General features: G+C 51.5%; 20 protein-coding genes and 1 pseudogene. 13 read left to right on the top strand and 8 right to left on the bottom strand.

Annotated elements, in window-relative coordinates; all coding sequences use genetic code 11:
- Positions 1-12 precede the first annotated feature (12 nt).
- Positions 13-453 (top strand): GNAT family N-acetyltransferase, encoded by a 441-nt coding sequence (locus AABB92_RS11795; RefSeq protein ID WP_031374385.1) that lies wholly within the window; start codon positions 13-15, stop codon positions 451-453.
- 348 nt (positions 454-801) lie between these two features.
- Positions 802-2,364: an SNIPE associated domain-containing protein gene (locus AABB92_RS11790; RefSeq protein ID WP_046289307.1), complete on the top strand. Its 1,563-nt coding sequence runs from the start codon at positions 802-804 to the stop codon at positions 2,362-2,364.
- Positions 2,365-2,822: 458 nt separating this feature from the next.
- On the opposite strand, the gene AABB92_RS11785 is transcribed toward AABB92_RS11790, so the two are convergent.
- Positions 2,823-3,773: an AraC family transcriptional regulator gene (locus AABB92_RS11785; RefSeq protein WP_031374386.1), complete on the bottom strand. Its 951-nt coding sequence runs from the start codon at positions 3,771-3,773 to the stop codon at positions 2,823-2,825.
- Positions 3,774-3,874: 101 nt separating this feature from the next.
- Here AABB92_RS11785 and AABB92_RS11780 point away from each other — a divergent pair, with 101 nt between their 5' ends.
- Together AABB92_RS11780 and AABB92_RS23465 are read left to right on the top strand one after the other, a co-directional pair.
- Positions 3,875-4,795, top strand: coding sequence for an alpha/beta fold hydrolase (locus AABB92_RS11780; protein WP_046289308.1), 921 nt, complete (start codon positions 3,875-3,877; stop codon positions 4,793-4,795).
- A gap of 77 nt (positions 4,796-4,872) precedes the next feature.
- Positions 4,873-5,178: pseudogene (locus tag AABB92_RS23465) on the top strand (alpha/beta fold hydrolase); the annotation flags it as partial.
- A 469-nt stretch (positions 5,179-5,647) separates the two neighbouring features.
- Here the strand turns inward: AABB92_RS23465 and AABB92_RS11775 are convergent.
- A complete protein-coding gene (locus tag AABB92_RS11775) occupies positions 5,648-6,691 on the bottom strand; it encodes an NAD-dependent epimerase/dehydratase family protein (RefSeq protein ID WP_031374388.1) in 1,044 nt (347 codons plus the stop codon).
- 515 nt (positions 6,692-7,206) lie between these two features.
- On the opposite strand from AABB92_RS11775, the gene AABB92_RS11770 reads away from it, so the two are divergent.
- Positions 7,207-7,629 carry a GNAT family N-acetyltransferase gene (locus AABB92_RS11770; RefSeq protein WP_031374389.1) on the top strand — a complete coding sequence of 141 codons (423 nt, stop codon included), beginning with the start codon at positions 7,207-7,209 and terminating at the stop codon, positions 7,627-7,629.
- A gap of 139 nt (positions 7,630-7,768) precedes the next feature.
- Here AABB92_RS11770 and AABB92_RS11765 read toward each other — a convergent pair whose 3' ends face one another.
- Positions 7,769-7,909 (bottom strand): hypothetical protein, encoded by a 141-nt coding sequence (locus AABB92_RS11765; RefSeq protein ID WP_161797054.1) that lies wholly within the window; start codon positions 7,907-7,909, stop codon positions 7,769-7,771.
- Positions 7,910-8,087: 178 nt separating this feature from the next.
- Between AABB92_RS11765 and AABB92_RS11760 the strand changes: the two genes are divergently transcribed.
- Complete coding sequence (locus AABB92_RS11760; RefSeq protein WP_046289309.1) at positions 8,088-9,221, top strand: glutathione-independent formaldehyde dehydrogenase; 1,134 nt, start codon at positions 8,088-8,090, stop codon at positions 9,219-9,221.
- A gap of 343 nt (positions 9,222-9,564) precedes the next feature.
- On the opposite strand, the gene AABB92_RS11755 is transcribed toward AABB92_RS11760, so the two are convergent.
- Positions 9,565-10,701, bottom strand: a complete 1,137-nt coding sequence (locus AABB92_RS11755) for an alpha/beta hydrolase (protein ID WP_031374390.1) — start codon at positions 10,699-10,701, stop codon at positions 9,565-9,567.
- A gap of 199 nt (positions 10,702-10,900) precedes the next feature.
- Here AABB92_RS11755 and AABB92_RS11750 point away from each other — a divergent pair, with 199 nt between their 5' ends.
- The gene (locus tag AABB92_RS11750) at positions 10,901-11,785 is read left to right on the top strand and encodes a LysR family transcriptional regulator (RefSeq protein ID WP_031374391.1); all 885 of its coding nucleotides are present in this window, start codon (positions 10,901-10,903) and stop codon (positions 11,783-11,785) included.
- 155 nt (positions 11,786-11,940) lie between these two features.
- Here the strand turns inward: AABB92_RS11750 and gstA are convergent, their stop codons facing one another.
- The gene (gene gstA, locus AABB92_RS11745; RefSeq protein ID WP_031374392.1) at positions 11,941-12,546 is read right to left on the bottom strand and encodes a glutathione transferase GstA; all 606 of its coding nucleotides are present in this window, start codon (positions 12,544-12,546) and stop codon (positions 11,941-11,943) included.
- 129 nt (positions 12,547-12,675) lie between these two features.
- Here gstA and AABB92_RS11740 point away from each other — a divergent pair, with 129 nt between their 5' ends.
- Together AABB92_RS11740 and AABB92_RS11735 are read left to right on the top strand one after the other, a co-directional pair.
- Entirely contained in the window at positions 12,676-13,551 is an 876-nt protein-coding gene (locus AABB92_RS11740) for a LysR family transcriptional regulator (RefSeq protein WP_031374393.1), read from the top strand.
- Positions 13,552-14,204: 653 nt separating this feature from the next.
- Complete coding sequence (locus tag AABB92_RS11735; RefSeq protein WP_031374394.1) at positions 14,205-14,756, top strand: RNA 2'-phosphotransferase; 552 nt, start codon at positions 14,205-14,207, stop codon at positions 14,754-14,756.
- A gap of 173 nt (positions 14,757-14,929) precedes the next feature.
- On the opposite strand, the gene AABB92_RS11730 is transcribed toward AABB92_RS11735, so the two are convergent.
- Both AABB92_RS11730 and uraH read right to left on the bottom strand, forming a co-directional pair.
- Positions 14,930-15,421, bottom strand: a complete 492-nt coding sequence (locus AABB92_RS11730) for a GlcG/HbpS family heme-binding protein (RefSeq protein WP_031374395.1) — start codon at positions 15,419-15,421, stop codon at positions 14,930-14,932.
- Positions 15,422-15,426: 5 nt separating this feature from the next.
- Positions 15,427-15,837 carry a hydroxyisourate hydrolase gene (uraH, locus tag AABB92_RS11725; protein ID WP_031374396.1) on the bottom strand — a complete coding sequence of 137 codons (411 nt, stop codon included), beginning with the start codon at positions 15,835-15,837 and terminating at the stop codon, positions 15,427-15,429.
- A gap of 136 nt (positions 15,838-15,973) precedes the next feature.
- On the opposite strand from uraH, the gene hprR reads away from it, so the two are divergent.
- Genes hprR through AABB92_RS11710 form a run of 3 tightly spaced genes read left to right on the top strand, consistent with a single transcriptional unit; the run spans position 15,974 to position 18,278 of the window.
- Complete coding sequence (gene hprR / locus AABB92_RS11720) at positions 15,974-16,654, top strand: response regulator transcription factor HprR (protein ID WP_031374397.1); 681 nt, start codon at positions 15,974-15,976, stop codon at positions 16,652-16,654.
- Positions 16,647-18,002, top strand: coding sequence for a heavy metal sensor histidine kinase (locus AABB92_RS11715; RefSeq protein WP_046289347.1), 1,356 nt, complete (start codon positions 16,647-16,649; stop codon positions 18,000-18,002). The genes hprR and AABB92_RS11715 overlap by 8 nt, the downstream gene beginning before the upstream one ends.
- Positions 18,003-18,062: 60 nt before the next feature.
- Positions 18,063-18,278, top strand: a complete 216-nt coding sequence (locus tag AABB92_RS11710; RefSeq protein WP_052720622.1) for an alpha/beta hydrolase — start codon at positions 18,063-18,065, stop codon at positions 18,276-18,278.
- A 262-nt stretch (positions 18,279-18,540) separates the two neighbouring features.
- Here AABB92_RS11710 and AABB92_RS11705 read toward each other — a convergent pair whose 3' ends face one another.
- Complete coding sequence (locus AABB92_RS11705) at positions 18,541-18,834, bottom strand: DUF1330 domain-containing protein (protein ID WP_031374399.1); 294 nt, start codon at positions 18,832-18,834, stop codon at positions 18,541-18,543.
- A gap of 385 nt (positions 18,835-19,219) precedes the next feature.
- Between AABB92_RS11705 and AABB92_RS11700 the strand changes: the two genes are divergently transcribed.
- A complete protein-coding gene (locus AABB92_RS11700) occupies positions 19,220-20,125 on the top strand; it encodes a LysR family transcriptional regulator (RefSeq protein ID WP_046289311.1) in 906 nt (301 codons plus the stop codon).
- Positions 20,126-20,197 lie beyond the last annotated feature (72 nt).

Genomic DNA, 20,197 nt, shown 5'->3' with positions numbered 1-20,197 from the left:
GGAGTAAGTCTTATGAGTATCAAGATAAGGCAAGCACAATTTTCTGGTGTTGATGGAATTTTCTCAGTCCGAACATCTGTTACGGAGAATCATCTGAGCCGCGAAGAAATGCGAAGAATGGGGATCACCGAAAGCGTCGTGGGCGATATGGTCAAAAACGACCACTGTGCATGGGTTGCCTGTGATAACGACGAAATTATTGGTTTTTCAATGATTTTAACGGATAAAGGCTGTCTTTATGGTCTTTTTGTTCTTCCTGAATACGAAAGCAGAGGTATAGGTCGCAGACTCACTATGCTTGCGGAACAGGAGTTATTCAGACATCACGAAATTGCCTGGCTGGAAACCGAAGAAAACAGCCGTGCGGCAAAATTTTACATGCAACTCGGCTGGGGTAATAAAGCAAATTTGGATGGCACTTTTATCCGGTTAGAAAAGCAACGTGATAGTTGACCTTCTTCATCTCTCATCGAGTTCCGCTTTTGCACGCAGCAGATCTGCGCTCTGGAAGGGCCGCTATGAGCGAGAAGCGGAAGTACGCAGTAGCTCTAACCACTGCTGAAGGCATTATTGACATTGATATGGGTTAATTAACGGTGACCAGGTCATCATTCGAGCATAATGACTTCCGCCATAGGATTTTTCTCATTACACTGAAGGCTCGCCACCAACTGGTGATGATTGTCAGAAATAACAAAATCTTCGGAATGTCACTAATACAATTGCTGAGAAAATGCTTGAGCCATATTCACCCGCAGTAGTCGGGTGCGCCGGTAAAAGCACTCACCAAGGTTATCCTCAATGAATATTATGTATTACTCCATCGCAGGGGCTATAGCTTTTGTGGGCATTTTAGCCGCCCTACTTGTTACCGCGAAGAAATTGAAAACAGCAAGGGCGGATTCTATCGATAAGGCAGCACAGCTGGCGCGTTATGCCGTCATTATTGATGCTGAAGATGAAGCGGCGCGCATCGTGACTCAAGCAAAGACGGAAGCAGCCACCACCATTTCAGTAAGCGAAACTGACGCGAAGTTTATTACTGACTTAGCCAATGCGGTCTTAGAAGATGCCCGCACGGCTGCCGAAAAACTGAGTAATGAGACTCAGCAAACCGTTGCCCTGCAGCTCGCAAAAAAAGTCGAAATTGAAGAACAGATCCAAACCCTGCGCGCTTCTTACGCCAGTAAGAAAATCACGTATGACGAGCTGGAGTCTGCGCTTTCTATCTACAAAGAAGATATGGATTTTGCAGAAATGGGCTTCTACGCGCCGCATTTTGATTTCGATACGTCTGAATTGTTCCAGATATCTATCCGTAGCAATCGGCAGCAGCAGAAAGATTTGCTTCGCAACAAGACCACTTTTGGGGCCATTTATTGCACCACAGAATGGACGGTAAGTGGTTCAAAGGCCGAAGGGAATAAAATGACCACGCGAGGCATAAACATGACTGCCCGCGCCTTTAACGGTGAATGTGATGCGGCCATTGCCAACGTCACTTTTAAAAATATCAACACCATGGAATCGCGCATCTACAAAGCTTTTGAAGTATTGAACAAGCTCAATGAAGTAAACCAGATCCACATTAATCATGCCTTCTTGGATCTAAAGCTGACCGAACTGCGTTTAACCTATGAATATCGGGCCAAAAAGCAGGAAGAAAAAGAAGAACAACGCGAAATCCGCGTCCAGATGGCCGAGGAACGCAAAGCCCAGGCAGAGATCGACCGTGCTATTCGTGAGGCTGAAGAAGAAGAACGCCGCGCCCAGAAAGCCCTGGATAAAGCTCGGAAAGAAATGAATGAAAAACTGGCGAAAATGACCGCCGCTCAGGCCGAAAAGTATCAGGAGAAGATCGATTCCCTTCAAGAGGCGCTGACCGAAGCCGAGTTGAAAGGACTAAAAGCCCTGAGCATGGCGCAACAGACCAAGCGGGGCCACGTTTACGTTATATCTAACATCGGCTCTTTTGGTGAGAATGTCTTTAAAATTGGCATGACACGCCGCCTTGACCCTCAAGACCGCGTTGACGAGCTGGGTAGTGCATCGGTGCCGTTCCTATTTGATATCCATGCCATGATCCACAGTGAAGATGCACCGGCAATGGAATATGCCCTGCACCAGCATTTCGCTGAAAATCGCACTAACCTCATCAACAGACGCAAAGAATTCTTTAACGTGAGTCTGGAAGATATTAAAGCAGCCGTATTTGATGTGGCGGGTGATGATGTAGACTTCATTGAGACGGCGACCGCACAGCACTATCATGAGACGGTGGCAATGCGGAAACAAAAGGCTGACGCTCTTGAGATGCCGGTTGAAGTCGAGAAGAAACAGCCACGCTTTGCAGAAGCTATTTAATACCCGGTACGAAAAAGACTGCCTAAAAGGCAGTTTTTTTTCGTTTAGCTAGTAACGAAGAGGAAAGGCCTGTAAGCATTCTGGTAAAACAAGCCATTAATTTTTAGAATTCCTCCGGCGTACTTTTTATGGCTTTTAGAAGCCCTCACTGAAAACACTCGGTTCAGCGAGTTAGAACTTAATAGCTAACTGGCTGGTATCTGCAACGTCCGCTGCTGGCACAAAGCGGACGTGCACTGTAACAGTAGCTCACGAGCGAGTATCAGCGCCTTCCATTGCCGCGTTTACTCTGAGAATGGTCTGCCGTGTAGGGTTGAATTCGCGGGCGTTCGAACGGATTCTTTTCCTTTCACTAAGCCGCAGCAAGACCTCTTTCTTTTGTTCGTAATCCGGCGCAGGCGGACGACCGAAACGCTGCTCCGATGCCTTAGTACGCGCGTTATTCTCTTATCGTGAACTCAACTATTGTCCCTGGAAAAAGAACCTCTGACTGCGCCAGGTGATACTCCCGTGGTGCGTTTGAAGGCGCGGCTGAAAGCCGCCAGTGAGCCATACCCCATGTTGGCAGCCACGACCTCAACGGGTGTATGTTCACGACGGAGGCAATGCATGGCTAAGCGCATTCTGAGGTCAGTAAGATATCTAAGCGGTGAAGTGCCCGTTGCTGCCAGAAAATGCTGACTGAAACCTGAGCGTGACTGGCCAGCCTCCTTAGCAAGTTCAGCGGTAGTCCAGTTTTTTCCCGGATTTTTGTGCATCATAAAAATAGCACGGCTGAGTCGGGGATCGTTCATGGCTCCTACCCATCCCGTTGCGTCGTCACACCCGCCAGCCACCCATCCGCGAACGATAAGAGCCGCTACAACCTCAGCCAGCCGTGCAAGTATTCCGGCACTCCCGGCCTGTTCGCTCATTGTTTCGCGTTCCATGGCATCAAGCATTGGCTGGAGCTCAGGGGACTTTTCCGGCAGCATACTGACCAGCAAAAGCTCTGGCATCGCAGACATCAGGGGCTGCATCCCACCAAGATCGAAATCCATACAGCAGCTGAACATCACCGGTTTTGCATCCTCTGCGACTAAAGCATCTTTGTCGGGTTTGTTTGCCGGATCAAAATACAGCACCTTGCACCTGGCAATGTCAGAGGATTCAAACACGGCATGTGGCCCTCCATGAGGGAGCAGAACAGCATCACCGGTGTCTAGCTTATAGGTTTCGCCCCCCGGGCTGCTCAACCAGACAGGGCCGTAGCCTACAAAATGGAACTGTCCTCTTCCGGTGACGTTGGTAAAACCTATTCCTTTAGACTCAGGGACATTTATTTTGCTGAACTGCACGCCCTTAAGGTGCATGTCATGGAGTAACTGGCTGATTAATTCACTTGAGCGACCATTCTGAGAAGTTGCCATTTATCTTTTTTGGACGATTAATCAAATTATATGGACAACATATCATAGTATGTCCAATACCGGCGTCCTACACTTCGTTTTTAACTTAACGGAGTGAATAAATGAACAAACCTTACCGATTCAGGACGTGGGGAACTGCCTTACTAATTCTACTGCTGACAACGCTATCTTCACTGGCCAGCGCCAGTGAAAAACACTATACGGTCACCGCGCCCGATGGCGTAAAAATCGCCGTGCAGGAATCGGGTAATCCAACCGGGCCTGCCATTATTTTTATTCACGGATTATTAGGCAGTCGTCTCAACTGGGAAAAACAGGTCAATAGCCCTGAACTGCAAAACTACCGAATGATCACTTATGATCTGCGTGGGCACGGGATGTCAGGTAAACCAGAAGATGCCGAGGCTTACAGGAATGGACGTCACTATGCTGACGATTTGGCTGCCGTCCTCAAATTAACGGGAGCCCGTCATCCGGTACTGGTTGGCTGGTCACTGGGTGGCGTTGTCATGTCAAACTATCTCGCAGCTTATGGCGACGCAGGTATCAGTGGTGTCATGTACGTGGATGGAGTGATTGAGCTGAACGCAGCACTGATTACACCGCATCCGGAGGTCTATGCAGGTCTGGCCTCTGACGACGTCCGTACGCATCTTGAAGCCGAGAGGGCTTTCCTGAGTTTATGTTTCCATACTCAGCCTGACGCTGTGACCCGTGAGTTATTGCTTTCCAGTGCCGCTATGGCTTCCTGGGTTATGACACGCACAACGCCATCAATGACCGTCGCTGCTGCTGAAGGTTTGCCTAAGGCGAGAGTTCCCGTTTTGATGATTTATGGCGGCAAGGATCAACTTGTGAAGGTACAACCGAGCATCGCCCGCGCACGCGAACTTAATGACCACGTCCAGACGAAACTTTATGCAAACTCCGGACATGCTCCATTTCTGGAAGAAGCGCCACGCTTTAATCGCGATTTGTCAGCGTTCATGACGTCTGCAGCGGTAAATGGAGACGCTCAGTGATAAGCACAACATTTGTATTACTGCACCGTGGCTGAGGCTATTCACGCGTCGCCCGAATTTAGCGCGCAACAGGGCATGACGTATTCACACCCACTTTAACAGGATCGGGGGAGCGCTCACATCTGGCTTCACCCGCCATAAATAGATCCACTCCTATAAGGGGTGTGCTTAACGTTATTGCTTTTGAAGGATTAGGTGACCTCGTACTGGTTGCTCATTCGTATGGAGGACTCATTATCACGGCGGTGGCGGATGCCATTCCCGACAAATCAGATCCCTGGTTTACCTTGATGCATTTATTGGTGAGCACGGTAAATCCCTATTTAACATGGACTCCCCCTCTGCTACCAGTCTGGCAGAGAATATCACTGCAACCCAGGTGAAGCTGACGCAAAGGGAATTAACGAAGATCGAAAGCGCAACGGCCTTATTTTATTTGAGGGCGAACGCTGGGCTCCGTAGATGATAGATTGGGTCAACCAGGATACGCCAATCAACAATGCAGATAAGAAAACTCAGTGAGTAATCCGCGGATTCAGACTCATTATTTCCATCTTTGACTAAGCGTTTTACTCCCTCAAATCGTCATTCGACAGCATGGCCACCGACGCATTTCTCAAATCACGCCGGAATACCTTTCGGCGCTGGCGTGAAAGCAGTTCACATCGATTAAGGCAAACATTCGTGTCCGCTTCCGGCACAGAGCGAACACTTATCCGGCGAAGCGGCCAGGTGGACCGCATCCCGGTGCGCCTGGCTTCCGGAACCATGGGTTGGTGTAATCTTCCGCCGTTTAGAAACGGGCCTGGAGAGCAGGCCGGCAGCCTGCCAGACGACAGGCTGCATGAGAAATCAGGGAATAAGTTTGCTGCTTCGCATCGCGTCCAGATGTTCAATCAACACCTCATCAGAGCGCTTGATCATGGCGTCAAACCCTGCCTGACGCGCTTTGGTGACGTCAAAGATGGCATCTTTCTTAACATGGAAGATAAAGTCACCAAATCCACCTAACGCCAGTTTGTCGATGTCGTGCTCCTGCAGTTGCGCCTTGTCGGCGATGGATGACCAGAGAGGCTTAAGCGCGCTGAGACGTTCGCTAAGCGAAACAGGCTGCGCCTCGCCAACCGGAACGCCAAACCAGTCAGCCAGTTTCGGCCAGACGTGACACCAGCGAAACACGTCGCCATTGGTGATATTGAACGCGCCGAATCTGGCATTTTCGGCAGCCCAGACAGCGCTTTCACCGAGGATGCGGCTGTCAGTGATGTTCACCAGGGTATTGTGATAAGCGTCATCCGGGCCGGGAAAATGCAGGGCGGTTGCCGTTTCGCGGCAGATTGTACCGTACACGCCGATTAAATTTCCCAGGTTCATCGGCGATCCGAATGAGTGACCGATGACAATATCCGGGCGCAGTGCAGTCCAGCCGATGCCTTCATCGCCAATCTTTCTCGCATAGTCCTCATGCCGGAAATAGAGGTTCGGCGGAAAATGACGACTGTCCTCTTCCCGCGCCGGGGTGCGGTAAACGCCCAGATGGGCACCATAAACCTTTCCGCCCTGAATAAAGATAATATGTTTCAGCGAATTGCCTGACGAGCGTACCGCGCCGATCAGATTTTCAAACATCAGCGCATTGATATCCGCCTCCACGCCTGGATTGGGATCCTGGCGCAATGCCGCATAAAAAATGTGCGTCACCGTTTCAAACGCTTCCCGGTGTTGATTAAGATTTTCGGAAGAGGTCAGGTCAGCGCTGATATGAGGAGAAGGGTGAGGGCTGTGCGGCGAACGCCCAAGGGTAGTGATTTGCCAGCCCGCGTTTTGGAAGGAATCATGAGCGGCAAAGCCCACTACGCCGGCAGCACCGACCAGCAATACGTGCTTATCATTCATACGTTTCTCCGTTTTGTTTCATATAACCCGTTTTAGCGGCAACATACAGAAGGTATTACCACTGACAGCAAACCGAGCCGTTGCTGTACGCCGTTATTAAAAAGTGATCGATATAACATAATGAGTCAAACGACGATCGGCAGGCGAAGCGTCCCCCGTGCACCGCACAGAGTTTTTTAACCCGCCGCAGATGTTTGCCCAAAGCGCCAATACAGGTCGCTGTGAAAAAGCAGTTGCAACAGCTTCATCCGGCAGCAACGAGCGTGAAGCGAACATGCTGTCACCCTGCATATAACTAAATTTGGCAAATATGATGGGTTTATGAGGTGGAGATAGGGTGGCCCAATATCCGGGTAACGATAACTTTCAGAAAATGAACCCTGCCTCTGTGGGATGAATAGGGTTAACGAACCATCTTATGGGATTGTAAAATCCCGTATGAAATTAAAAATCTGTTCGGGATTGCCGTTTTATTAAGGCTGCACTGCAACCAATTAAAGAGAGGGAGACTGGATATGCGTGTTCGCCTGGCCACTGAAAACGATGCTATATCCCTGATTACTATCGACTCTGTTGCCCAGCACCAGCCAAAACGTGCGGCGAAAATCCGCAGCTGGTGTGCCCAGTCTGTCTGTTATATTGCCGAACAGCAGGGGATAGCGATGGGATATGGCGTGCTGAACTATCATTTCTTCGGCTGCGGCTTTATTGAAATGCTGATGGTAGGGGAACATTACCGCCGCAGGGGGATCGGTCTGGCGTTGATTGCAGCGTTGAGGTCCCGCTGCCAGCACCCGAAGCTGTTCACCTCCACCAATCGTTCTAACCTGCCAATGCAACGTCTGCTGTTGAACGCCGGATTTATCGCCAGCGGTCAGGTCGACAATCTCGATGACGGGGACCCGGAAGCGATATTTTTTATTCCGGCCTTAACGTAGCGCAGAGAGAAAGGGACACAGACACCCATATCCAGGATGCCAGGCTAAGCGAGTCCAGGGTTTTAGCGACCGCTGTATCTACCGGGAAGTGCCTTTCTGAGAAGGTTCTGGCAGTGAATCAGGCAAAAACTGGCCGGGTTTAAGACAATTCATCTCTTTGATAAATCGGGTCTTTACCTTCAGGCTGTGTCTGAGATTGTTGCCGAGAATTGATAACTGTTTCACGCAAATATTCCCGCAACGCTACCGGCTGCTGCCGCCCGGCTTGATGCGGCATCATCCTGATCTTTCCCGGCTGCCTTTGACTTTCATCCCCGGCCAGCATTCCTCAACGTATCCGATAAGAAACCTCCCGATTGCCGTGCTGTCGATCGCGTTATCAATCATGGCAGCTAAGCTTAGTTGACACTTACCCGGTCCGGCAGCCACACCTTTCCGGCCGCAAGCAGGAGAAGATCATGAAAGCAGTTATTTACAACGGTCCCTATGATGTAAAAGTTAAAGACGTGCCGGATGCAAAAATTGTTCGCCCTACCGATGTGCTTGTCCGCATTACCACCACCAATATTTGTGGATCGGATTTACACATGTACGAGGGTCGGACCAGCTTTGAGCAGGGACGTATTTTGGGGCACGAAAACCTGGGTGAGGTGGTAGAAATTGGCTCAGGAGTGGAGCGGGTTAAGGTCGGTGACTATGTCTGTCTGCCATTTAATGTCGGATGCGGTTTTTGCGAGAATTGTGAAAAAGGTCTGACCGGTTTTTGCCTCACCACTAATCCCGGTACTGCGGGCGCGGCCTATGGTTTTGCTGAAATGGGCGCCTGGGAAGGCGGTCAGGCTGAACTGCTTCGGGTCCCCTTTGCAGACTTTAACTGCCTGGTGCTTCCGCCTGACGCAGTAGAAAAAGAAGATGATTATGTGATGCTCTCTGACATTTTCCCTACCGGCTGGCATGCGACAGAACTCGCCGGATTAAAGCCTGGTGAAAGCGTAGCCATTTACGGCGCGGGGCCGGTGGGTCTGATGGCCGCACACTCAGCCATGATAAAAGGCGCTTCACAGGTATTTGTGGTGGATACACACCAGGACCGTTTAGCGCTGGCAGAGAAAATGGGGGCGACGGGCATCAATGCGACCGGCGATGAAGCCGTGCAGAGAATTCTCGACTTAACTGACGGACGCGGCACTGACTGTGGCTGTGAATGTGTGGGCTATCAGTGCTGTAACAAACATGGCCATGAAGACAATTCAGTCACCATGAACAGCCTCGTTGCATCAACCAAAGCAACCGGGGGAATTGGTGTGGTTGGCGTGTTTATCCCGCAGGATCCGGGAGCTGCATCAGACCTTGCCAAAGAAGGTAAGATGCCGTTTGATTTCGGCAGTTTCTGGTTTAAAGGACAGTCAATCCGCACCGGCCAGGCGAACGTCAAAGCCTATAATCGTCAGTTAGCCCGTTTAATTCATCAGGGTAAAGCCAGCCCGGGCGACATAATCTCACACCGTCTTTCGCTTGCTGAGGCGCCTGAGGGATATAAGCACTTTGACGATCGCGATGAGGGATGGACCAAGGTTATCCTTAAGCCTTAGCTGACGCTGATCGGTAGGAAAAAATAGAATCTGAACAATGTAGAAATGTCGACGGGATACCATTGCGTATCCTGTTATAATATTTATCTTCTGCCGCCAGGCTCGCCCCCGTATCTATTGTGATGTTTAATGACGCATTATGAATATTATCTGGCCCTGTGAGTAGCGCCCGATCTTCTTAAGGCATCAACGGAATAAATGCTATTCATGTAATAACGATTAGAGTGGGTGAGAATGAAGTGCGATATTATAATATTTCTATGTAACATCAGGTCGGGATAGATCCAGAATCAAAGCCACCTGCGTATTACAGGTGGCTTTTAAACGATTCTGAGCCGCATTTTTATCTTAAGCTGGTTTTGAAAAACTGTTCAAACCGGGCAAAAGGGATCTTACCGGCAGCGTTGTCATATAAGTCCACATGGTTTGCGCCGGGGACGATCACAAGCTCTTTCTCAGTGCTGCCAACCGCTTTATAGGCATCTTCTGCAAAATAGCGTGAGTGCGCCTTTTCACCTGTAACAATCAACACAGGAATGTTGATTTCATTTGCGTAGCTAAGCAGCGGCATGTTCATAAATGACAAGGGCATCGTTGCATTCCATGCGCCATTAGAGTTAACAGAACGCTCATGGAAGCCGCGCGGCATTCTGTAATAATCAAAGAACTCTTTCAGCACCGGGTGTGGATTCGCGGGTAATGTTTCCGGCAGAATTCGCTCAGAAGCGCTTACGCTGCCATTCTTATCCACATTAATATCGTGACTACCGCGGGCGATCGTTCCGCTTTCAGCATCTTTCCAGCGCTGCTCGTTCAGGTACTGTAATACGGCACGGCGATCGGCGGTTGAATAACGGTCTTTGCCATCTCCAACGCCATGTCCCATCGCCCGGCTCATGTCGTACATCACGCTGGTCGCAACTGCTTTTACGCGTGTATCCATCGCCGCCGCATTAAGTGCCATGCCTCCCCAGCCGCAAATACCGAGTAATCCAATACGATGGCGATCCACTTCTTTTTGTAGTCCAAGGAAATCAACCGCCGCGCTAAAGTCCTCGGTATTGATATCCGGAGAGGCGACATTACGCGGATAGCCGCCACTTTCACCCGTGTAAGAAGGATCGAATGCCAGCGTAACAAATCCCTGTTCGGCCAGGGTCTGTGCATACAGGCCGCTTGATTGCTCTTTGACCGCACCGAAAGGACCACTTAATGCAATCGCAGCCAGTTTACGTTCGCCCCGATTTTTGGGGATGTAAAGATCCCCTACTAATGTGATCCCGTAACGGTTCTGGAAAGCCACCTTGCGATGATCAACCTTATCGCTCTCTGCAAAGGTTTTATCCCATTTTTCTACCATTGAAACAGGCGAGTTCGGATTAGATGTATCAGCATAACTCATTGTTGTAACCCCACTTAGTGATGCGCATAGCAGCATGGCGGGTAGCGCGGCTGTCAGCTTTCTGGTGGAAACATTCATTTAAATTCCCCTGAAAATGAAAATTGAGGTACAGGTTTCATACGGACAGTACTGCTGTGCTTTGATGCAATGCGCTCATTATAGGTAGCAAAAATAGTGCTGATTAGAGGGGGAAAATTGCTAAGATTAATAGCATATTGTTATAAATGAAGGGCTGCATCAGTCTTCCTTTGCGGCCAGATATTCTGAGGACGCGCAGATGGCGAAACGGGAAAACTATAATGAGCTCTACTTGTTTATGCAGGTGGTGCGGGAGGGCAGTTTCACTGCAGCTGCACAACGTCTTGGACTTGCACAATCAGGCGTTAGTCGTTCTGTCCGTGAACTTGAAGAAAGGCTGGGTATACAGCTTCTGGTTCGCACTACGCGCAGGCTGTCGTTAACACAGGCAGGTGAGCAACTGTATCAGACAGCAGAATCTGGATTTGATGCTTTAGATACGGGGCTTGCCACGCTGGCGTATTACCGCAATACCCCGTCCGGTACGGTACGCATCAATGCCAGCCAGCATGCCATTGATAAAATTCTTTTACCGAAGCTGGCGCTATTTAAGCAACGTTATCCTGATATCAGGCTTGAACTCATCAGTGAAAGCCGGTTCGTCGATATTATCGCTGAGCGATTTGATGCTGGCGTGCGGCTGGGGCCGGAGGTAGGACAGGGTATGGTCGCGGTGCGTATTACACCTGACATGGAGATGGTTGTTGTAGGTACGCCCGAGCATTTTCGTCGCTATGGCTTTCCACAAACACCGGCTGACTTAGTGATTCATCCTTGTATCGCCTACCAGTTTGCCGATGGAAGCCTTTATCAGTGGGAACTCCTTCAGGACGGTAAAAAAATAACGCACCGACCGCAAGGTCAGTGGGCCTTTTCCGACAGCTACATGGAAGCAAAAGCAGCCAGACTGGGGCTGGGGCTGGCTTATGTCCCGGAGGAACTGGTCGCTGATGATTTAGAGCAAGGCAATCTTATCAGGGCGTTGCCACGTTACAGCCAGCGCCTGGAAGGTTCATTCCTGTATTATCCTCACCGCAATGTGTCGCCGGCACTGAGAGTCGTCATTGATATACTAAAAATCTGATGTTTAGCTAATTATATTCGTCGTTGTTCGGCTCTTTGTTATCGGAATAACGTCCGCTTCTGACACAAAGCGGACGGTCATGGGGGCACTGTCGATTTAATCAAAACGCTTTGCAGCCATCAGACGTCGTGTCCGGTAATAAGCGATTGATAGCCTTACTGTGGCGATTCAGCAAGTAATGCGGCCTGTACTGCCGGACGGGCGCTGATCATATCCCGGTATGCCGACAACGCAGGCCAGCGATGCAGCTCGATCGAGAAAAACTGACTCCAGCCCAGCACCGTGAAAAGATAGGCATCAGCAACGCTGAAAGTTGGCCCGGTCAGATAAGTTTTTTCGTTGAGAGTCACCTGCAGGAAATCGAACTGCCGGAATAGCTTCTCACGAAAAATCGCTCTGACATTTTCGGGCAGCGTGGAATTGAACAACGGTGCCGATCCAGCATGTATCTCACTGGTGATAAAGTTAAGCCATTCCTGCAGGCGCACCCGAGCCCAACTGTTCGCTGGCGGAGCCAGACCCTTTTCCGGTTTACTGTCAGCGAGGTACTGCACAATGGCCGGACCTTCAGTGAGTATCTGCCCATCATCCAGTTCAAGTGCAGCCACATAACCTTTAGGGTTAATGGTGCGGAAGTCACGACCGTCAGCGGTGAGCTTATTTTTGTTGTCTACTTTAACCAGTTCAAACTCAAGCTCCAGTTCGCGCAGCACGATGTGTGGTGATAACGAACAGGTATTCGGGGCGTAATAGAGTTTCATTTTATCTCCGCTTAAATTGAAAACCGTCGCGCAACATCCTGCGCGGTGCTGAACTCACTGTATTTGACGCTGTCTGCACTGTAAAATTAATGCTTCAATGATCAACTATTAGCTGGGCTACTGATAATCATGATGAATCTACTACACTGGCGCTTACTGGTTGCCGTGGCGGATGCCCGCAACATCTCGCGTGCCGCAGAGGAGACAGGGATGACGCAGTCCGGTGCCAGCCAGGCTATCGCCCAGCTGGAGGCTTCACTTGGCTTTCCGGTCTTTACGCGTGAACGCCGAAATATCGGTGTCACCGCGCTGGGTGAGCAGGTTATCGAACAGGCGAGAAACATGCTGTCGGGGCTGAATGCCATCCGCGTGCTGGCTGACCAGAGCCGCGGGTTAACTGGCGGGCGCATTCGCCTGGCCAGTTTTCCATCAGTGACTTCCACCTTGTTGCCCGGACTGCTGCGTGACTTTAAGCGCCAGCATCCCGGTATTGACGTGATCGTTCTGGAAGGCTCGGACGAGGAGGTTGAGGCGTGGCTTGCAGCAGACATGGTGGAGCTGGGGGTGGTAATGAACCCTGACCGGGGGCGTGCAGATAGTGTATTAGGACAGGATGCCTGGGTAGCGGTAATGCAGGCCAGTAACCTGCTGGCTCGTCATGCCAGGACTGATGGCATAACGCTTGCGGCGCTGGCAGATCAGCCTTTTATTCTGGCCACAGGTGGATGTGCAGTTAATGGAAAAAGCCTGATGGAAAAGGCGGGTTTGCAGCTATCTGACATCCGCGTGACGGTACGCGACTGGATCAGCGCCTGTAAGCTGGTCGCGGAGGGCATGGGGGTCGCTCTTGTACCTGAATCAGCCCTGTCTGGCGAATTGCGCAACCTGTGCGTAGTACCGCTGACACCGCCGATACACCGTGAGTTCGGGCTGGTTTGTTCGCCATCCGGAAAGTCTTCGGGTGCGACACAGGCACTGCTTAAAGGAATACGGAAAGGCGCATAAGTTGCTCACAGTATCCCCTTGCACTGCGCCAGAAAGTTAACCGGATACGGAGTTGATTGTAGCGTTCAATAAATGTTGCCTTTTAATAGTGCAATATCAAATGTACGCAGCATCTGCCTTTGAACGTCTGGCAGAATGGTCGTTATACCTGATGCCCGGAGACAGGCATAAAAAAACCGCCATGCGGCAGCGCGCCTGAATTTACTCACTTTTATCGGGGAGCTTTGTAAAAGAGCCGCCGTAAAGAGTGGCATCAATGGCATTGCGACAGCAATTAAAGACCAGCAGCGCGACCGAGCGCTCGAAGCAGAGAATGTAAAAACCAATGTCCGCTAAGAGCGAAGAGCAGACATTACCCCAGACAATAAAAGCTGTCGGCTAAAGCATTCGCCATACAATTTGGAAAAGTAATTGATACGAGTGAAATAGCACAATACGATCTCGTATGAGGTGCGTTATTACGTACTGAGCAGGTAGACCGTAAGTCATCACGATGGGTGCAAAAGTGAGGTAAAGTGAGTGCAGAAAGGGGGTAACAGGGGCAGCTCTGGTGAAAACGAATGTTAGTCGTGCTCCGTTCACTTAGACTTGCACAGCCGCTCCCGGCTAGTAAAAAGGCTATAATTAAATCTTAAAAATCATGCAGGCTAATCATGAATAACAAGCAACTTAACGAAACAAGCAAGTTCCTGAGTTATATCTTGCGACATGAGCCTCACACTATCGGATTGCAACTCGACGCAGAAGGCTGGGCAGACATTAACTCTTTGATTACCGGCGCAGCGAAAGAAGGCCGCATACTTGACCTGGCACTGCTTCAGACAATAGTGAATAGCAGTGATAAGAAACGGTTTACCCTCTCCGACGATGGCCAGCGTATACGTGCCGCCCAGGGACACTCAGCACCAGACGTAAATCTCCAGCATAGAGAAAAAGAACCGCCAGAACTCCTCTACCATGGCACTGCAACACGCTTCATTGAATCTATTTTTCAGCAAGGATTGATTGCAGGCTCACGCCACCATGTGCATCTATCGCAGGAAACCCGGACGGCTATTGCTGTCGGACAGCGCTACGGTAAACCAGTAGTGCTGGAGATTGAATCCCTGCGAATGTACCAGCATGGATTTAAATTTTTCCAGGCTGAAAACGGGGTTTGGTTAACCGAAGCAGTTCCCGTTAATTTTATTTCATTAAAAAGTTAATCACCCGGTAGTTCATTAGACACCTTCTCCGTTAGCAATTATTGTTCAGCCATAGTGATTATGTCCGCTTCTGGCACAAATCAGACATTCTGACGGCGGCTGTTTTATACAGCGCGGGGAAGCGTTTCTTCCCCGCGTTTGACAGCAATAACACCCGCCGCGCTGCAGGATTATTACTGTTGTTTGCTGTTGCCCAGCACTTTGTTAATTGCTTCGGTGCCACATTGATCGTCGGACTCTGCGCCGCCAGTGCCCGCCATGCCGATAGCCCCGATCCACTGGCCGTGATATTGCACCGGTACGCCGCCGCCCAGCAGTAATAGCTCATTAACCGTGTTCAGGTTGGCGCTTTCCGGTGATGATTGCGCCTTGATGGTCAGTTGTCTGGTGGGGGTTTTGGTGGAGAGCGCTGTGAACGCTTTACGCCAGGCCGCCTGGGTATTGTGAGGTCCCACGTTATCATCCCGCATCAGCGTCACCAGATTTCCGCCCCGATCCACCACCGCCACTACGCCCTGACGATTCATGCTATGGCAGGCAGACAAGGCCTCGGTTGCCAGCTGATTGCTCAGCGCCTGGGTCATGTCATAAACGGTGGCGGGCTCAGCAGCGAGCGCCACGGCAGGTCCGGTTGTCAGCATCACTGCCAGCAGTAAACGTTTCATTTATTTCAGCTCCCGCGATAGGTGGAATAACCGTACTGGCTGAGCAGTAACGGAATGTGATAGGTGGTCGTGGTATTGGTGATATGGAATTCCACCGGGATTTCCGGGAAGAAGCTCTGCTGTTGATGTGCCGTAAAATAGTGACCGGTTTTAAAAATCACGCGATAGTCACCCGCTTCAAACGGCTTTGCTGGCCAAAGGGCATCAATACGACCCTGCTGGTTGGTGTTGGCGGTGTTCAGCACTTTCCAGCTTTCTCCCTGTTTCTGTTCAAGCATCACCTCAACCTCTGCGGCCGGAAGCCCGGTTTGCTGGTTTAGCACATGAACGCTCAGCGGATTTTTACTGGCAGCGAAGGTGACTGCGGGAACGGCAAGCAGCGTGGCGAGCGCCAGGGCAGTGAGACTCTTTTTCATTTTTTAATACTCCGGTGTTAATCGTGCTGCTGTTATACCGGTACGGTGGTTCCTTCTGCCTGTCAGAAAGATGACCATATTGTCATCTGGCGCTGAAACGTTGGGGCGGTGATAAATTTCATGGCAAACTGCGCCGATGAAACTATTACTGATCGAAGATAACCTGAAGGCCAGCGCCTGGGTGCGTAAGGGGCTGGAGGAAGCGGGCTACATCGTGGATTACGCCGCAGACGGGCGGGATGGCCTGCATCTTGGGCTGTCGCATCCCTACAGCCTGGTAATCCTGGATATTATGCTGCCGGGAATGGATGGGTGGCAGGTACTGAAAACCCTGCGTACCGCCAGTAATATTCCGGTGATTTGCCTGACCGCCAGAGACTCAGTAGAGGACCGGGTGAAAGGGCTGGAGCTGGGCGCAAATGATTACCTGGTCAAGCCGTTTTCCTTTGCTGAGCTGCTGGCCCGGGTACGGAATCAGCTCCGGCAGCAGCAGCCGCACAGTAGCGTGCTGCGGGTCGGCGATCTGGTGATGGACTCCGCGCGTTTTCAGGTTATGCGTGACGGTGTCACTCTGACGCTGACGCGCAAAGAGTTCATGCTGTTGTGGCTGCTCGCCAGTCGACACGGTGAGATTTTGCCGCGCACGCTGCTGGCCAGCGAAATCTGGGGCGTCAATTTCGACAGCGAAACCAACATTGTCGATGTCGCTATCCGCCGCCTGCGTCGTAAAGTCGACGATCCTTTCCCTCAAAAGCTGATTACGACGGTAAGAGGCATGGGATATTGCCTGTCAGAAAAGGCGGTCGATGGTGTATAGCCCTTCTCTGACGCTGCGGCTGACGGCGATTTTTACGCTGATCATGGCGCTGGCCTGCGGCGGCATCAGCCTGATCCTGTATAACGCCTTGCGCAGCGAACTGGTATGGCGGGACGATCAAACGCTGATTAACCGGGCGGCGCAGTTAAGGCAGCTGCTTGAAGATGGCGCACATCCCAGTTCGCTGCCGCTCTACTTCAATCGGATGGTCGATATCCATCAGGACATCCTTAGCATCCGCTCCCAGCATGAGCAAAACGTCAGCATTAATCATACCGGGATTACCTTGCCCGACCTCTCGCCCACGCCGGTCAACAGCCCACCCAGTGAGAAACAGCTGCACCGCTGGATCAACGCGGACAATACCGAAGCGGCGGCGTTAAGCCTGGAGGCAAACTCATCGCTCGGTCCGGTCACCATTACGCTGGCGCGGGTTGCGCGCGAGCGAGCGCTGATGCTGGAGCGTTATCGCCAGCAAAGCATTATGGTTTCACTGGCGGCCATTTTGCTGTGCGCTGTCGTCAGTCCGTTGCTTATTCGCCGGGGATTACGGGCGATCGGCCGGTTAAGCAAAATGGTGGCAGAAACGGCCAGTGACCGGTTAAATCAGCCGGTGCCGCTTCAGGCAATCCCGCAGGAGTTGCTACCGATTGGCAACGCGCTTAATGCTATGCGCCAGCGCTTATCGACAGACTTTATCCGCCTGACGCAGTTTGCTGACGATCTGGCCCACGAAATCCGCACGCCGATTAATGTGTTACTGGGCCAGAATCAGGTCGCGCTGGGGCATCAACGCTCAGCCGCTGAGTACCAGACGCTGCTCGAAGGCAACATTGAAGAACTGGAGAGCCTGTCGCGGCTGACTGAAAACATTCTCTTCCTGGCGCGCGCCACCCACCACAATATCAGACTCAATAAACAGGACTTCCTGCTGCATGATGCGCTGGAAACGCTGATCGACTTTCTTGAACCGGTTGCGGAAGAGCAGGAGAAGGTGATTGAACTCAACGCCGAAGGCAGCCTCACCGCAGATAAAATGCTGTTCCAGCGTGCGATGAGTAACCTGCTGATCAACGCGATTCGTTACTCACCTGAAAAAGGCGTGATTCGGGTCAATACGTTTCATCATGCTGACTGCGTTGAGATTGAGGTGTCGAACGCCGGTGAACAGCTGGCGGAGCCAGAAAAATTATTCGAACGGTTCTGGCGCGGCGATAACGTCCGTCACACCGCCGGAAGCGGGCTGGGATTGTCACTGGTGCGGGCAATCGCCACCTTACACGGTGGCAGTGCTTACTACCGGCACGACAAAGGGCAGAATATCTTTGGCCTGCGCCTGCTTTCCTGACAGAGACAGGCTGCGCATCGCCCGTATCCGCAAGGGGTGATCTGAAGCGGTTATGGCCTGATGGCGCTGGCAGACGCCGAGGCTGAAACCGCCATTGTGCTAATCCGACAGCAGCGTCCATTGCCGTCGGGCCGCTTAGGGTACAGTACGCTGCTGATTCACAGCGATAATGATGCGCACCTCAGCGAAGCGCGGGCGCGCTCGCTGGCGGTGGAATGGGGATGCGAAACCCGACAGTTCAGCGGCGCGGGACATCTGCATACGGCCGCAGGCTAGGGTGAATGGCCGGACGGTGAGCGGCTGTTTGAAAACTTCACCGGCGTGGCTTTACTCAAAGCAGAAGAGGGAGAGAGAAGCGCTCTGCGTAGCTGACAACCTCAGGCTTTGGCGCCGATTGCACGCTACCTTACCGCTGTTTGAGTCAGGTAGCGTCGCTCATCAGATGATTAACTGAGGTGTTTTCCGGCTCATCAGGGCGCTACTTCGGCTGCTGGTCAGATCCGGATTCACTGCGAGCGCAAAACAGATGAGGTAGCGTTTAAAGGCTGGCCCCTTCTACCAGCACAAACGTTCCGCGTGCAGCACCTGCACGCAGCAACCTGGCGGCCTGATAGGCAGGGCTTTGATAAAAACGTCTGGCCTCGGCAAAAGAGTCGAACTCAAAAACCACATGCCGTTCATGCGCTTCTCCCTCCAGATTTTCATACTGCCCTGACCAGGCAACAATCTTCGGATTAAACGCCTGCATTGCCTCGCCAGCCGCTCTGGCATATTCAGCGTATGCGACAGGGTCTGATACGGTCACGTGAGCGATTAAATAACCTTTGTTCATTTCTCTTTATCCTTTCTTAGCGGTGGTAAATTCCAGCGTAAGGCAACGCGACTGGCGTTAACCCAATGCGGAACGGGGATGAGGTGTTTAAAATCTTTCAACCGATCAACAGACCGAATAGCGGGTAACAAGGTTCTTACTATGTTGCCCCTGCGCCCTGATTCCCGCGGAACCGACAGTTATCTGAATGACGCGGGCAACCTGAGTCCCTGCTTCAGCCTCCAGCCAGTGACAGTCCGCAAAGCGGTTAAGCCTTTCAGGGAGAAATTTCTCCGTCATTGCCGATCGCGTTATGCGTTATCCGCGGTGTGAAAGCAGTCTATTAGCTATTAATATGGTGATAAATAACCGAAGAAATAACGCACTGTTACTCTTAAGGGGAACAATGAAAAACCTCGAGGCGCTGATTATTTTTGCCCGTGTGGCGGAGATGAAGAGTTTTACTCAGGCAGCTGAAAGCCTGGGTATTCAGAAAGGACGCGCCTCACTGGTGGTGCGTGAACTTGAAAAGGAGACCGGTGCCACGCTGCTGCACCGCACCACGCGGACGGTGCAGTTAACCGAAGATGGGCGGGCGTTTTATTCACGCGCACGAGACCTGCTATCGGAAGCCGAAGAGCTGCAGTCAATGTTCTCTCACGATGGGATGTCACTGCGCGGCAGGATACGGGTTGATATGCCGGCCGTACTGGCACAAAGCGTGGTGATCCCGGCTCTGCCTCAGCTGCTGGAAGCCCACCCTGAACTGGAGATCGAGCTTTCAAGCACCGATCGCCGTGTTGATTTGGTCCATGAGGGATTTGATTGTGTCATCCGCCTGGGGCCGATCGTAGATGACCAGCTGATTGCCCGCCCTCTGGGGCAGCTACGCATGATCAATGCAGCAAGTCCGGACTATCTGGCGCGCTTCGGGATGCCGCAGACGATTGACGATCTTCTCAATCAGAAACACCAGATGGTGCATTACCAGCGGAGCTTTGGTTCGAAGCCTGATGGATGGGAATATCCGACGGGTGACGACTACAAATTTCTGGTGTTACCCGGTGCGATGCGGGTCAACAGCGTACCGGCCTATCATGAGGCGGGGCTGGCCGGGCTGGGCTTAATCCAGGGCGGTTACTCCACACTCGCGCCCTATATTGAGCGCGGTGCACTGGTGGAAATCCTTGCCGATCTGCGTCCCGAGCCGCTCAGTGCCAGTTTTGTCGTCGCGCATCGACGAAATCTGTCCCGGCGTGTCAGGGCTTTTATGCACTGGACTGAAGAAATTTTAAAACCTTATTTTGACTGATTGGCTGGGGTGACTCTCACATTAGCTAAGATGAAGCGCACCATGCCTGCTTGTGGTACAAAGCGGGCATAA

It is taken from the genome of Pantoea brenneri, assembly GCF_038594305.1.
Taxonomy (GTDB): Bacteria; Pseudomonadota; Gammaproteobacteria; order Enterobacterales; family Enterobacteriaceae; genus Pantoea; species Pantoea brenneri.
The sequence above is the reverse complement of the archived record's forward strand: the minus strand, read 5'-3'. Positions and strand labels throughout refer to the sequence as shown.